Raw genomic sequence first — 16,142 nt, 5'->3', positions numbered from 1 at the left:
TTCATCCTCTCCTTTCTCTATATTTCAACCAACAACTACTGATACTTCGTATACAAACATTTGTGATAAGTATTAAAATGGATAAAATAAATATGTCAGTAAATCGGTTAAAGTGTTGTAATTGATTTATTTCGGTAGATACCAGTTGCGTTGAAGTCGAAACTAAAAATATAACACCACTAATCGTTACCATCGCATTAATAAAATAATAATTCATCATTTCAATAATTGTGGTTTTCATATTAGGTAATATGATTTTAAATATCGTCTCATACCATTGGTCTTGCAAAAGCGAACTCGTAACATCCCAAGATTGGTCCAACTTTTCCAATGCCCCTTTTGCCATCACATAAGGTGTCGTAAAGTAGTGCACGATAATACTAATAATCACAATCAAAAACGTCCCCTTAATAGAACTGTTTTGAAATAATAATAAGTAAGAAAGTCCTAATATCATACCTGGTACGGTGTTCGTTATTAGCGATATGATGTTTAAAGATTGCTTACCCTTCACTTTAGTTCTAACTGTTATCAACGCAGAAGCAAAACTGATGAGGGTGCCAAAAAAAGCAGTCGCAATAGCTACAAACAATGATTGTATATAGACATCTAATAATATTTCATCATTAATGACACTGATGATATGTGTCAATGTAAAATCTAGTTGATAAGGATAGTCTTGCGTAAAAGGTACAATAAACATCACTAAAAATATCAACAAAATAACTGTTGCTATGGTTATGGCACATACATTAACAAATCGGTCATGCCACTTTCTTAAAGGTAAATTTTTATGACTTATCGCTCGTTGTTGCACATTCCATTTTTCAATAATAGTCAGAAATATAAAACCAATGATTGCAGGGATAAGCATGAGCATAGCTATCACTGCACCTTCTGCAAACTTAGGAATAGAACCTAATATCATTTGATACAAAGTTATAGAAATCACATTATAATCTGCACCAATTGAAGCGGGTATCCCAAAATCAGTAAAACTTAAAATGAACGATAAAATAAATGCGTTGCCGATTGGTATAAATAATGGTCTTAACAAAGTGTGATAAAATCTTCTCATTTTACCATCTTTCATTAGTGATGAAATATAATAAAATCGATGATCAATATAATTAAACGCATTAGAAATAATAAGATAAGCGGCGGGCAATGTATAAATAATATAACCAATAAACAATCCATTTTTACCATAAATTGTAAATGGTAACTCGCTTAATATATTGGATAATATTCCTTCGTTCCCAAATAGATACATCAAAATAAAACCATATGTAATGGTAGGTACAAACATTGGCAATAAAGTCATATTTTTTATATATGAATGCGTCCATGTTGAAGCACGTGTCATATGTAACGTGTAAGACATAAAAAATGCAAGAATCGTCGTCACCATCGCTGCAGTCGATGATACCTTTAAGCTGTTAAATAGTGCGTTTGTTATTTCTGGATTCGTTAAAATATCTTTATAATGATATAGCGTCAATGCACCATCTAAAAAAAACGAACGGCCTAATAAGAAAACAATTGGTAATATTAAAAAAGCAATAAAAAATAGCAAAATTAAAATAAAAATCATACGTTGTGACCATAACTTATGCACCATGACGATCACCAAATAATCGGTAAATATGGTCTCTTTTAACTTTTAATTGTTTTAAAATAAATTTTTCAACAAATGCACTTTTGGGATGGTTAATGATCTCGTTAGGTGTACCAAATTGAGCAACTTCACCATTTTCAATTACTACCACTTTATCTGCTATTGTTAATGCTTCTTCAGGATCATGTGTAACAATAATTGTAGTAAGCGAAAGTGTTTTAGCAATTCTTTGAATCATATCTTTAATAGATTCTTTTATTACACTATCTAATGCACTTAAAGGTTCATCCATTAATAAAATTTCTGGTTCCATAACAATCGTACGTGCGATAGAGACACGCTGTTTTTGACCACCCGATAATTCATGTACTTTTTTGTTCAAATGTGGCCTTAAATCCAATAATTCAATTAAATCAGTTACTTTTTTATCGTGGACATTCTTTTTTATATTTTTTAAACCATAAATGATATTTTCATAGGCATTTAAATGAGGAAATAAGCAAAAATCTTGGAAAACAATATTAAAATTCCTTTTATTCATGGGTTTGTTTTGTATTTCCCTATCGTTATACAACACTTTTCCTTCAGTTACTTCCGTTAATCCTAAAATCATATTTAATAGCGTCGTTTTACCACACCCACTTGGGCCTAATAAACTAACGATTTCTCCCTTTTCAATAGATAAATTAATATCTTTAAGAACGCTATGATTATCATAGCTCTTACTAACATTTAACAATTTCAGCACTACTGACACCTCCTATTTGTTATACTAAAAGTATAGGACATATTTATTAATTCATCGTTAATTAATCGTAAAATATGATTAACTTTTGACAATGTCATTACAAACTTTTTACCATATTATGAATATACAGGAGGAAAAGTTCATTGTTACCTACAGAAAGAAGAAGAAAAATCCTTGATTTACTTGAAAAAAGAGAGTTTTTAAAATTAAAATCACTTAAAGATGCATTACAAATTTCTATGGAAACATTACGCAGAGATGTTCAACAATTAGTCAAAGATGATTTAATCACTAAAGAATATGGTGGTATTCGTCTGAAACATGTTTCAAATGGAGAATCTATTATTGAACAACGCTTAGATTTAAATATTGATAAAAAAAATGCAATTGCTTTAAAAGCAATTGCAGAAATTTCTGATGGTGATTGCATATTTTTGGATAGCGGATCTACTACATTACAAATCGCCAAACACTTAAATGAGGTAAAAAACTTAACGATTATTACCAACTCTATACCAGTTATGTTACAAGCTTTAAATCAAGGTCACACAATTATAAGTATTGGTGGGAAGGTACGTCAGTCTGAACATTCTATCACTAGCTTTGATTTTTTATTTAACTTTGATCAATTAAACATCGACAAAGCATTTATTTGTTGCAGTGGTATCTCGTTAGACAAAGGCGTTACTGACTTTAATTTAGAAGAAGTTGAAACACGCAGAAAAATTTTAGACATTTCTAAATATACTTATTTAACAGCAGATAGTACAAAAATAGATAAAGTAGTTACTGTAAAAATTTGTGATATCTCTAGTTTAGATTTCTTAATAAGTGATAAATATTTAGAATCAAAGACAGCTAGCCTTTATAATAATAAAATCAAAATCCTTTGATGATTTCGCAATTTATTTAAGTATGTACTCACGTCTTCGTTCCTTCAATCCCACCTTAATTGATACCACCTTTTTAAGAATGGGAGCATTCTTACATCAAATAGCCAATAATCCATATGTATAGAGCGGAACAAAAATCAGATTTTTAATGATTTTTCATTCCGCTCATACTATCGTTACTTTACATAAACAGATCCATGATTAATACAATAACCAAACCAACAATAGAAGATGTAAATAACAAAAGACCCCAGGTTTTAAATGTATCTTTAATCGTTATATTAAAATATTCTTTAAATAACCAAAATGATGCGTCATTCACATGTGTAATTGTATTACTACCAGCAGCAGTTGCTAGAACCATCAATACTGGATTAACATTAAATGTAGGAATTAAAGGCCCTACAATTCCAGCTGCAGTTATTGCTGACACCACCCCTTGTCCTGTAGCAATACGTATAAGTGCTGTAATTAACCACGCCATGATTAGAGGTGAAATATTTGTATTTTGCATAATTCCCGCAATATAATCGCCTACATTTGCTTTTAAAATAATTTCTTTAAATGCACCACCAGCACCTACGATAAATATAATCGTTGCCACACCTTTCAAGCCACTTTCGAAAGATTTCATCAACTCATCCATCTTTTTACCTTTTCTCAATCCAAAGACAATAATTGATGTAAGAATTGCGATTATAAGACTAATTTCTGCACTCCCAAAAAATGATACAATTTCATGCCATAAAGTATCTTTCGTTAGAAACATACTTAATATTGTTGAAAGTGAAATTAAAATCGCAGGAATGAGTGGTATTAATAAACTCATCCCAAAATTAGGCATTTCTCTTTCACTAAACGTTTTATTTTTCTGCAACAACGGTGGCACAGGGTAATTCAAATTTTTCATAACTTTCGGTAAAAGGATACCAGCAATCATTACACCAGGTATAAAGACGATGATTCCCAAGATATATACCATCCCCATATCAGCATGATAGGCGTCTACCAATGCAGTCGGACCTGCCTGAGGTGGAAATAAACTATGAGATAGTGTTGTTGCAGCTACCATAGTAATAGCCAATTTCATAAATGGTGTTTTAGCTTCTATAGCAATACTAATCACTAAAGGAGCTAAAATCATAAAAGCCACTTCGTAAAATACAGAAATACCAAAGACAGCACCAATAATAATCAATGCCCAATGCACATGCTTTGCACCGAATTTATCAATTAGCGTGGTAGCTATTCGTTGAGCTGCTCCAAAATCAACCATTAACTTACCTAAAATTGCACCAAATCCTATAATTAGTGCAAGACTACCTAACGTTGAACCTAATCCATCTTTAATTGTATCTAAGATTACCATTGGCTTCATACCGTTCAGTAAGCCAACAGCAATAGCTGCAAAAATCAAAGAAAAAATACTGTTAATCTTTAATTTAATATTTAAAAATAATAGCAATGCTACGCCAATAATAAGTGATATTATCGGTAAATTTTCACTCACAAATGACAATTTAAGTCCCCCAGTCAAAATCGATTTTATGAAAGCGAATTCACAAACTAACATTATACACCTTTTCGCCTTTAATAACAACGTTGTTATTTTGTGGTTTTAAGATTTCTTAAAAATAAAAAAGCACAGACAAAATAAATGATTGACATTCACTTTGTAAGTACTTTTTTAAATATAAGTTAACAAATGATTTAGAAATTTAAAGTTAATTATGATAACGCTCAAATTGCCATTGTTTGTCTGATAATACTTTTTTATAAAACGGATCGACGCCTATGACTTTAATACAATCAGCCAATGCCTCTACCTCATCTAAATGATGTGTCGTCAATATGATCAAACAATTTCGCTTCATTTGATTGAGTAAGTGATGGATATCAAACCTTGATTTTAAATCTATGCCTACCGTTGGTTCATCTAGTATCAGAACTCGTGGATGATTCAGTAAACCTATTAATACATTCACTTTACGCTTCGTCCCCCCAGATAGACGAGAAACAGTAACATCTAAATCTTTGATGTTTAATTGTTCCATGTATTTTGTAATTAACGCATCAGATATTGGATGTTTACATAATGCTTTAAAACAATTAACGTTTTCAGCAACAGTCATATGCTCAAATAATGCAATATCTTGTGGTACATATCCAATCATTGCTTGTAATTGTTTTTTAGACAATTTTTTTCCAAAGTACGTAATTTCCCCTTGATTAGGTTGTTCTAACCCCGCAAGCATTCTTAATAGTGTCGACTTTCCAGCACCATTTTCACCTAATAGCACAGTTAATTGTTGGTTTTCAAAAGTCATATTCAGAGATTGAAAAATTGTTTTATTATGATATCGTTTCTGCACATGCTTTAAAGTTATCATCCCATCCCTCCTAAATTTGTATAAGGATATAAATTACGCTCATGACAAGCGCATATATAAACGTCATAAATAACCTATGACTAAGTGTATTAATTTTAAATAATAAAAAAGCAACACCGGCTTCAAATAATACAATGATAAACAGTGATTTCAAATAAAATATCCATGTTAACGATTGATGAAACAATAATGCACTTATGATTAATATCATTAACAATAGCATCGTATGTATCAGTATGTAAGTAAGATACAATTTCACCTGACTATATTGAACTAAAAAAATTCTTCTCAAAGGCCCATTCTGTTTTAATCTTTGGTGCAAAATAATTTGCACACTGCTCATACTCAACAATATCGCAAAAACAACACTCAATGAAATAGAAGTATCTGAATGTGACTTTACAAAATAATGTACAATTTGAGATTGAGGTGTCTTATCATTCAATATTTTATTTACTGTGTTCAAAGATGTACGATCACCATTATCATCTAAATGACTTTTAACGATATTAGGTATCTGTTGTTCATATAATGACATGCTTATGATTTCTAAGGTAATATCACCAATAAAATCATCTCTTCCATATAATAAAATTGTTTCTTTTAAACGGTTATCATGCAACTTTTGACTGTAATTTTTAGGTATTTGTAAACTTACTACCGCTTCTTTTCTTTCTATATATTCATCCAAATACGTTTCTTCAGTTGGCACTTTTATTTGAGTAATGAATTCGTTACTTGTGATGTTTTTGATTAAATTTTTAGACGCTGCAGATTGATCTAAATCTTGTATTGCTACAGGAATTTGAAATGATTTATTTAGTGTTTTGTATATCCCCCAAATAGCAATTAAAGAGAATAATAAGATACACATAAAGGCTAAATGTTGTTTCCACTGTTTTTTTATAATTATGAAGAAATAGGGTTGAATCATAAGCGATACCTCCCAATCAATATCAAGACTAAGATGAAAATTGATATAAATAAACTGCTATAAAAAGTTATTGGTACATCTAAAATATAATTATTCAATACAATTTCCAGCATTTGATTTGTTACAAAACTAAATGGTAAGTAATCAACCATCCCTAATATAGAATGTTTAAAATAAATGGTTGGTATCGTCATCCCTGACAATAGAACAATCAATATACTCAATATACTTTTCAGTACATAGTTCATCCATTTAAAAGCAATTAAATCAATAATGGTTAACCAAATGATAATCATCAAGACATAATAGCTCAGTTGAATTACAATCGTTAACCAATTATAGCTTTCAAACTGATTTGGCAAGGATTTAATCAACCAAAGCACACCAAAAATCGTCCATAATCCTGTATAAAAAAGTGTAAATAAACTCCTTATCAGTGTTAATTTTTCAAAAGAAAAATGGTGCATGCTTAATCTTGACCACAATGCAGTCGTTTGATTCATTTTCAAAATAGTAAATATTGACAAAGCAAAAATATAAATAGATGTTAAATACGTTGTAATTACATAATAACTTGCACTGTCATATATATGTATAGGTTCATATTCAAATGCGCCAGCACGATTTAGTCCTGTAAACAATAAATCCGTTAGCAGCATTAATGTATGATCTTTATCATTATGTGAGGACAACGTTGTATAGGCCAGACCTCCACCCATCGATAACATAAGCCTTTGATATACTGAGTCTGTTAACTGATTAATGACTAAACTTTTGGTAGACTGTTGATCATATGTATGTACTGAAATAGGCAAACTTCCATTTTTATAAAAATCCTGTGTCATACCTTTTTCAAACACGTAATAACCCTCTAATGCTTTATTCTCTAACTTTTTTTCAGCTACTTTTTGGTCATATTTTTTTATGCTAATATCTTTCCCCAAATTCGCACCATCACCTAGTGATTTCAATATGATTTGCGTCTCTGGAGATCGATCTTTATCCACAACACCAATTCTAAATTTCTCATTATCTTGATTTAATTGTTGAATCACTATTAAAGTAGTAAACAACCCTATAACTATAATCAATAAATATAGTAGTAAATACCATTTTTTTAATAAAAAAGAGTGGTAAATGCGAAACAATTGTAATGTTTTCATTTTACCACTCTCCTTTTAGTTATTTTTTAAAATCTTTTGCTAAATCTTTAATGATACCTTCTGTTTTTTTAGAAATTTCCTTTTGTAATTTTTTCAAATCATCATCGGTCAATCCATTTAAATCTTTGGCACCTGATTTTTCGAATTTAATATCTTCTTTAAGTTTTGTTTCACCTTTGATATTAAATGTTACTGGTTGATATTGAATATCTGTAGTCAATTTAAAATCTTGCTTTTGCGTATTATTCTTCACATCGGTTTCTAAATGATTATTATATTCAAATTCAGTTTTGCGATAATTTGCATCAACGCTCACTTTACCTTTGTCTGTACGTTTGTCACCATCTTGAGTCTCATTGTTTGATAACTTAATCGTAGATTTTTTGTAACGCTCATTAGCCCCAATTGTATAATTGTCTTTATACTTATCATCGTCTTTTGTAGATTTACCTTTTAATGATAACTCAGTATCATCTGCAGCAATTTTATAATTCACTGCTAGTTTATCATCATCAATTTGATTCGTTCCTGTTAATTTTACTTCTGAATCATTTTTATCTTTAGCAGTTAATTCACGTTTTAAAATTAAATTATCTTCTTCCCAAATTACAGATTTAATACTTGGAAAATCATTTTTATCTTTATCTTTCACTTCTTGTATCGCTTCATCAATTTTATCTTCATAATCCTCTGCTTTGAATTGATCTTCGGCTATTTTTTTAATATCTTTATCCTTCTTAGCTTTTTCCAAAACTGATTTCACAATCGCTTTTGTTTCGCCTTTGCTAAGTTTCAATGTTACTTTCTTAACATCTTGTTCATCGCCATCTACATCAATCGTAGCATTTTCTTTTTCAAAATTATCTTTGTCTAATTTATCAATGATTACATCTGTATATTTACTACTTATTTTTTCTATATCTTTTTGTGAAATTTGTGACCCCGATAATAATGAATTTAAGTTTAATGTATCATTTGTCACTACATTCTCTTTACCTGTAGTACTTGATGTATCTCCAGTTATTTTTTCAAAAGCATCTACAAGTTCATCATTTTTAGCTTTATAAACATCGTTAAATAATGGTGATGCATAATATTGATTGTCTTTGTCTGCAGCCCATTGAAACTTACCGATTTCATTATCTGCTATCGTTGGGTTTAAAGCCAAAATTGATTTTTCTTTTTTAGGATCGTGTCCCACTGTCAATCCCACTTCAGAAGCATCTGCGACAGATTTAGGAACACCTGATGATTCTAATAAATTTTTAGGCACATCGGCGTCTCCTTTTAAATTGATCAGATATGATTCATCTTTCATCTTATCTTGAAATTTAAATTCATTTTCAAATCGATCTTTAGCATATTCTTGAAATTGATTAGCTGTTTCCTTTTCGCTCAATAAATATGTGTTTTTAGGTGTGTTTTTGATAAAAAAGTAATAAGCAGCTCCCCCAATACCGGCAATTAAAAGCACACCAATCACAACTGCGACAATTATTTTTACTGTTTTAGACATACCCCTCAACCTCCCATTAAGTTTGATTGTTTTAATAATACCATAAAAGACTTAATATTAATTTATTTATTTGATTTTTCTTTTATTTTTCACTTGTTATTTAAATTAATTATCAAACATTTTTAATATTTGTAATATATCATTACATCCAATCAATTGTGCACTCAATACATATGTAGTCACCTTTATATTTCCTCTTAATTTGTAAAATAATTATTATCAATGAAATTCAATACGAATATAAAATGAGCCCCAAAAGATTACTTTTATTAGCAACCTTTTGAGGCTCAATCTTAAAACCAAAATTCTAAAATATTTTGTTAAAAAACTGTGATTTCAATCATGCTATGTTGTGCTACGTTTTTCGTGTTTAACTTCTTTTTCCCACCACAATGCATCTTTTGGATTTTGAATCACATCTTCGTAATCTTCTTGGGATTCTACATTTGGATATGATCCTCTTAAAGATTTATTAGAAGTTGATTTGAACATTGTTACAAAGATTATTAAGCCAACAACATTTATAAACATCAAATAATAGGAAGGTGCAATTTGTTGGCCAGTTGTCTCTACAAGTGTAGAAAGGATAAATGGTGTTAAACCACCAAAAATAGCAGCACCTATATTATATACAAGCGATAGCGTACGCAATCTGACTTTAGTGTGGAACATACTTGGTAACACTGAAGGCATAACACCTTCAAATGTTGACATAAATAATGCAATGATAAATAAACCTAAGATAACTAAAGGCAACATCGGTATGCTCATTAACCAAAATGCTAACACTGAGAATAAGCTGAAACCTGCTAAACCAAATATAATCGTACGTTTATTTCCAATTTTATCACTATACCACCCAAAGAAAAATACAGCTGGAATCATGAGCAACATAGTGATTGTACTTAATATTGAACCCATTGTCCCACCTAAATTAATCGTCGTATTCAAGAACGAAGGCATATATGACAATACCATGTAATTGGCTACATTCAAGAAAGCTACGCCTGTAAAACAAACTACAACGTCTTTCCAATAATATTTAAAAATATCTAAATATGAATATTCTAATTCTTTTTGTTCTTCTAATGTGGACTCATAAGCTGGACTTTCATCAAGACTCGAACGAAGTATAATACCAACAATACCTAATGGCGCTGCTATAATAAATGGAATTCTCCAACCCCATTCAGCCATTTGCTGGTCATTCAACAAACTATACATTGTACCAGCAAGTATTGCAGCTAATATATTTCCTGCAAGTGTTCCTATTTCTAGTCCACTGCCTAATTTACCTCGTGTTTTATCTGGAGATGTCTCAGCAATATAAGTCATCGCTCCTGCATACTCCCCACCAGTGGAGAATGATTGAATCATTCGAACTACTAATAATAGTATGGGTGCCCAAATACCAATTTGTTCCTGCGTTGGTAACAAACCGAGCATTAATGTAGAGGCAGCCATCAATAAAATGGTAGTAGATAAAACTATTTTTCTACCATATTTATCTCCCAAATGACTGAAAAATATTCCTCCAATTGGTCTTACAATAAATGCAAAAGCAAAAACTGCAAAGGTTGACACTATTTGCATTTCTTGTGGCAAATTACCGAAAAAATTCGCACTGATTACCACTGCTAATTGTGCATACAATCCAAAATCAAACCATTCGATTGCATTACCTATCCCCGTTGCTACTACACCTTTTTTAGCTTGATTTGAATCTACATGATTCACTTTTTCTTTTTTAAACTTCACAAATAAAAACACCCCTTATTTACTTCCATAGATATAACATAACCTTTACGCATATATATAAACACTTACATTTTTTATTTTCAGAATTTTCCCACCCTGTGGCTTTTAATATCACGTGCTAAAGATTTATGAACTTTTGTTTAAATTGCTTATACTAATAACTGAGTTTGGTATAATGATTTAAAATCATTGAATTCGGAGGATTATATTTATGAAAAAAGTTTATTTTAATCATGACGGTGGTGTAGATGATTTAATCTCACTTTTCTTATTACTTCAAATGGAAGAAGTCGATTTGATTGGTGTCAGTGCAATCGGTGCTGACAGTTACATAGAACCAGCTGTGAGTGCATCACAAAAAATAATAAATCGTTTTTCATTAACGCCTGTCCATGTAGCAGCATCAAAAGCACGCGGCAAAAATCCTTTCCCAAAAGATTGGCGTATGCATGCTTTCTTTATGGATGCATTACCTATACTGAATGAGCCTACTTCGCAACATTCTAAAATATTAACACATGAGGCATATGAAGATATTATCGAAAAAGTAAACGCGAGCGATGAAAAAGTTACATTATTATTTACTGGGCCGCTTACGGATTTAGCTAAAGCTATCTCCGTTGAACCAAAACTCGTAAATAATATTGAACGGTTAGTATGGATGGGAGGCACATTTTTAGAAAAAGGGAATGTAGAAGAACCCGAACATGACGGCACAGCTGAATGGAATGCATTTTGGGACCCTGAAGCTGTTAAAACCATTTTTGATACAGAACTAAAGATTGATATGGTCGCTTTAGAAAGTACGAATCAAGTACCTATGACTTGGGACATTAGACAAATGTGGGCCAACGAACGCGCTTATACTGGTGTTGATTTTTTAGGTGTAAGTTATGCTGCTGTGCCACCGCTCACACATTTCCAAACAAATTCTACATATTTCTTATGGGATGTTTTAACAACTGCTTATGTCGGTAAACCAGACTTAGTAAAACAACACGATGTAAAAACTTCTGTTCATGTTGATGGTCCTAGTCAAGGATGTACATATATCGATGAAGCAAATGGCCGGTTAGTTTCTGTGGTACATCATGTTGAACATGATAGCTTTTTTAATTACATTACAAGTTTAGCTAAGCAAGTAAAATAAATACACATAACTCAAAGAAGAAGCACAATCAAAACATGTGAATTGATTACGCTTCTTCTTTTTATGCTATTAAATAAGCATATTCATTTTATAAATAAATAATAATCAGAAACTTTCGTTAGTCACAAATTCAGAATCAATGTTTGCTTTAGTGATTTCCTCTAAACGTTCCACGTTAACATTACCTTGATTTTTTTGATTTAAACCATGCTTACGTGCTAACTCATTATTATATTGATTTAAAGGATACATTTTAAAATTTTGTTCCTTATTGCTATATAAAGTCGGTTCCAGCTCATAATGTGTTACTAGTGATTTCCATCTGACTTGCTTGATTTTAGTTTGCTTCGGTGTTTTTTCAATATCGAACGCTAAATTACCTCCCAGTACATTGTTTTCATCACCTGTTTTTTGACCATTCAAAAAATTTCCCAGGGAATAAGCCACTAATGTTTTATGATTATCTTTACCCTTAATCCACTTCACAGGCTGAATGACATGGGGATGCGTTCCAATCACTACATCTACCCCAGCATCAGCAAACACTTTCGCATATTTCTGTTGTGTTTTATTTGGTTTATGTTTACCTTCATTACCCCAATGTGCTGAAACGATAACAACATCACTTTGTTTTTTTGCCTTAGCCACGTCTCTTTTTATTTGCTTTTCATCAAAGTAATTTATGTAATATGGTTTATCCGATCGAATACCATTCGTGCCATATGTATAACTCAATAAAGCTATATTAATATCGTTTTTATTCATAATTTGAACTGTATCTCTATTGTTTTGTGAATTATATGTTCCAAAATATTCAATATCATCAAATTGCTTCCAAAGTGCAATTTCATTCATAAGTCCACTCGTCCCTTGATCTAATGCATGATTATTAGCACCGTTCACTAAATTGAACCCTGAGTCAGATAAATCTTTTGCTATAGCTTCTGGCGTATTAAAGCGCTTAAACCCAGACAATCCTTTGCTATCTCCACCAATGGGAGATTCTTGATTTATATAAGCTATATCCGAAGCTTCAATATCTTTTTTCAAATGACTATACATTGGTTTAAAATCAAAACTTCCGTTATTCACTGAAGCATCATGATAAACTGCTGGATGAATTAAATTATCCCCCACCGCATAAAATGAAACGTTCTGACTCAAATGCTTAATATTTAATAAGCAACATGCACCAACTATGATAAAACACAAAAACAATAAAGGAAGTAAAATTTTATATTTCAACACACAAACACCTCTACTATACAATATAAATTGTTAGCTTGTTTTTTTAATTACGAATCCTACCGTTTCCTACATTTATAAACTATTTATAACATAATAAAGTTCAAAAAGTTAAGCTTTTATTACACATATTTATAGAAATGTACTTTTTGGTTATGTAATAAATACTATAAAAATAAGCACGCAAACCTTATTTAGATTCACCTGCTTATTTTTGAGTATCAACTTTTTATGCTCAAGCATTTATTGCTTTTTGCTAATTTATCATTTTAGTCATCTTAGAAATGACATTCATAGCTAGCTAACGGTAAATTATTAACATTCTTCAGCCATTTAATATTCAAGTCGTTAATACTATTTAACTTAGCTTCCTTAAAATTATAAATTTTAAACATATTTTGTAACAGTCTCCGCTGACAATCTATAAGAGTCATGACCCGGATTTTTAGCTTTTCCTATAGCAACAATCATTACTGGTTCAAAGCGTTCTGAATCTAAATCAAATGCTTCAGCAATTTGATCTTTTTCAAAACCACCAATAGGATTTGTATCATAACCATAAGACCTAGCAACGAGCATAAATTGCATTGCTGCTAAGCTACTATCAATTTTAATAATATCATTCATTTCTGCCCGATTTAAACTTTTATATAAAGGCAATATTTTGCCTAACATTTCAACCTTTACTTCTTCAGGCATATAACCATTTAAAACTGCATTATGATAGATGTCTTCTCCATATTCATAATTTTGCATATCGCCAAATATAATAACCATAGCTGCGGATGTATCATTTTGACGGGTATTAAAACGAACAAGTGGCTTCAATTTTTCTTTTCCTGCTTCACTTTCAACCACTAAAAATCTCCACGGTTGCATATTCACAGACGATGGCGCTTTTGTTGCTTTTTGTATCATCTCATCCATTTCAGTTCTAGGAATTTTAACTTGTTCATCAAACACTTTTACAGATTTCCTATTTAACACAACATCTTCAAAATCATTATTCTTCATTCCAAAATTCTCCTTAATCTTTTTTTACAAAATCAAATTATACGCAATTTGTTATATTTTACAAATCATCTGTTTAAATATTTAATGATTTCTAGAGTCAAGTCCAGACTCCTGTGTAAAATGCTATACAATGTTTTTACCATTTCTACTTATCAAAATTGATGTATTTTCTTGAAGAATAAATCCATTCATCATGTAGGTCCATAAGAACGGCTCCAATTAAGCGATTGGCTGATGTTTGATTGGGGAAGATGCGAATAATCTTTTCTCTTCTGCGTACTTCTTGATTCAGTCGTTCAATTAGATTGGTACTCTTTAGTCGATTGTGGGAATTTCCTTGTACGGTATATTGAAAGGCGTCTTCGAATCCATCATCCAATGATGCGCAAGCTTTTGAATATTTTGGTTGATCGATATAATCATGAATCAATCGATTTTTAGCCTCACGCGCTAAGTTAATATCTGTGAACTTAAAAATTCCTTTAACAGCTTCTCTGAAAGATTTTGAATTTTTTTTAGGAATGGTGGTAAAGATATTTCTTAGGAAGTGAACTTGGCATCTTTGCCAACTTACGTTGGTGAAGGATTTTCTAATGGCAGAGACTAATCCTTTGTGCGCATCAGAAATAACGAGTTCCGTACCTTGTAAACCGCGTTCTTTTAGGTATTCAAAAAATGTTGTCCAGGTCTCTTCGCTTTCGCCACTTTGAATCATGAAGCCGATAATTTCACGGTCGCCATCTTTGGTTATTCCAATCGCTATATGACAGCTTTTTGAGAGTACTCGATTTTCTTCTCGTACTTTTATATAGAGTACATCGGTCATTAAGTAAGGATAATTTTTTTCTGATAATAAACGATTCTGCCACTCGTTAACCATAGGTTCTAGCTGTTCTGTTAAGCTAGAAACGAAGGACTTAGAGACGGATTTACCACAAAGTTCTTCCACAATTTTTGATACTTTACGAGTTGAAACGCCTGATACATACATTTCCAACATTGAAGCCATGAGGGCTTTTTCGTTTCGTTGATAACGTTCAAACACTGTGGGTGAAAAATGGCCATCACGTGTTCTGGGTACTTTTAATTCTAGCGTGCCTACACGTGTCGTAAAGCTGCGCTCATAATAGCCATTTCGTTGACTTTGTCGGTTTTCTGTTCGTTCATATTCTTTTGCTTGAATATATTCTGTTCGTTGATTTTCCATTAGTTGATTAAATACCGTTGTTAAAATATTTTTAGAAACGTCATCCTTTACAGAATATTCAATAATGCTTTGAATCTCTTCGCTTTTCAGTGTAAAATGTACTTGGGTCATGTAAAAGTCCTCCTGGGTATGTTTTTGTCGTTAAAAACATTGTACCGTAAAAGGACTGTTATATGGCCTTTTTACTTTTACACAATTATACGGACTTTATCATTTCTAGTTTGGAAATATTTTATTTTGCCTCTAGAATTCCCTATAATGAAGTTATTAATTTATCAAAATAATTAAGATTTAAGTAAAACGTTTATTTCAATAATTTTTATAAAAGTGTAATTGAAAATAAACAATAGTTGATGTTTTGAATATATATTTATATTGTAGTAAAATAAATAAATCCGTTTTAACTCCTAAACGGTGAAGTTATTTTAAAAAAACACCCTATTATTTTGAATATTATCAGAACAAGTATGCTATTCAAATAATAAATAGAGTTAATGGAAAAAGAG

Annotated in this window: 13 protein-coding genes; 2 read left to right on the top strand and 11 right to left on the bottom strand. The window is 31.1% G+C overall.

Annotated features, from left to right (window positions below; genetic code table 11):
* Position 1: 1 nt before the first annotated feature.
* Together JG554_RS01420 and JG554_RS01415 are read right to left on the bottom strand one after the other, a co-directional pair.
* Positions 2-1,621, bottom strand: a complete 1,620-nt coding sequence (locus tag JG554_RS01420; protein WP_107360194.1) for an ABC transporter permease subunit — start codon at positions 1,619-1,621, stop codon at positions 2-4.
* Positions 1,611-2,366 carry an ABC transporter ATP-binding protein gene (locus tag JG554_RS01415; RefSeq protein ID WP_107360195.1) on the bottom strand — a complete coding sequence of 252 codons (756 nt, stop codon included), beginning with the start codon at positions 2,364-2,366 and terminating at the stop codon, positions 1,611-1,613. Before JG554_RS01415 ends, JG554_RS01420 begins: the two co-directional genes overlap by 11 nt.
* Positions 2,367-2,509: 143 nt before the next feature.
* Here JG554_RS01415 and JG554_RS01410 point away from each other — a divergent pair, with 143 nt between their 5' ends.
* Positions 2,510-3,259, top strand: a complete 750-nt coding sequence (locus tag JG554_RS01410) for a DeoR/GlpR family DNA-binding transcription regulator (RefSeq protein WP_046206636.1) — start codon at positions 2,510-2,512, stop codon at positions 3,257-3,259.
* Positions 3,260-3,440: 181 nt separating this feature from the next.
* On the opposite strand, the gene JG554_RS01405 is transcribed toward JG554_RS01410, so the two are convergent.
* From JG554_RS01405 to JG554_RS01380, 6 genes are all read right to left on the bottom strand, one after another.
* Positions 3,441-4,778: a gluconate:H+ symporter gene (locus JG554_RS01405; RefSeq protein ID WP_046206635.1), complete on the bottom strand. Its 1,338-nt coding sequence runs from the start codon at positions 4,776-4,778 to the stop codon at positions 3,441-3,443.
* A 205-nt stretch (positions 4,779-4,983) separates the two neighbouring features.
* A complete protein-coding gene (locus tag JG554_RS01400; RefSeq protein ID WP_046206634.1) occupies positions 4,984-5,649 on the bottom strand; it encodes an ABC transporter ATP-binding protein in 666 nt (221 codons plus the stop codon).
* Between the two features lie 10 nt (positions 5,650-5,659).
* Positions 5,660-6,583, bottom strand: a complete 924-nt coding sequence (locus tag JG554_RS01395; protein ID WP_070037162.1) for an ABC transporter permease — start codon at positions 6,581-6,583, stop codon at positions 5,660-5,662.
* Positions 6,580-7,746, bottom strand: coding sequence for an ABC transporter permease (locus tag JG554_RS01390; RefSeq protein WP_064209172.1), 1,167 nt, complete (start codon positions 7,744-7,746; stop codon positions 6,580-6,582). Before JG554_RS01390 ends, JG554_RS01395 begins: the two co-directional genes overlap by 4 nt.
* Before the next feature lie 19 nt (positions 7,747-7,765).
* The gene (locus tag JG554_RS01385; protein ID WP_070037160.1) at positions 7,766-9,262 is read right to left on the bottom strand and encodes a DUF6583 family protein; all 1,497 of its coding nucleotides are present in this window, start codon (positions 9,260-9,262) and stop codon (positions 7,766-7,768) included.
* A gap of 345 nt (positions 9,263-9,607) precedes the next feature.
* Positions 9,608-11,020, bottom strand: a complete 1,413-nt coding sequence (locus JG554_RS01380; RefSeq protein ID WP_070037158.1) for an MFS transporter — start codon at positions 11,018-11,020, stop codon at positions 9,608-9,610.
* 211 nt (positions 11,021-11,231) lie between these two features.
* Between JG554_RS01380 and JG554_RS01375 the strand changes: the two genes are divergently transcribed.
* Positions 11,232-12,170: a nucleoside hydrolase gene (locus JG554_RS01375; protein WP_070037155.1), complete on the top strand. Its 939-nt coding sequence runs from the start codon at positions 11,232-11,234 to the stop codon at positions 12,168-12,170.
* 105 nt (positions 12,171-12,275) lie between these two features.
* Here JG554_RS01375 and JG554_RS01370 read toward each other — a convergent pair whose 3' ends face one another.
* The 3 genes from JG554_RS01370 to JG554_RS01360 form a co-directional block, all read right to left on the bottom strand.
* A complete protein-coding gene (locus JG554_RS01370) occupies positions 12,276-13,418 on the bottom strand; it encodes a CapA family protein (RefSeq protein WP_070037153.1) in 1,143 nt (380 codons plus the stop codon).
* A gap of 384 nt (positions 13,419-13,802) precedes the next feature.
* Complete coding sequence (locus JG554_RS01365; protein ID WP_070037150.1) at positions 13,803-14,429, bottom strand: nitroreductase family protein; 627 nt, start codon at positions 14,427-14,429, stop codon at positions 13,803-13,805.
* A gap of 145 nt (positions 14,430-14,574) precedes the next feature.
* Positions 14,575-15,747 (bottom strand): IS256-like element IS256 family transposase, encoded by a 1,173-nt coding sequence (locus JG554_RS01360; RefSeq protein WP_000195429.1) that lies wholly within the window; start codon positions 15,745-15,747, stop codon positions 14,575-14,577.
* Positions 15,748-16,142: the final 395 nt, after the last annotated feature.

The organism is Staphylococcus sp. 11-B-312, assembly GCF_016743055.1.
Lineage (GTDB): Bacteria > Bacillota > Bacilli > Staphylococcales > Staphylococcaceae > Staphylococcus > Staphylococcus ureilyticus.
This window is presented reverse-complemented; position numbering and strand designations above follow the sequence as displayed.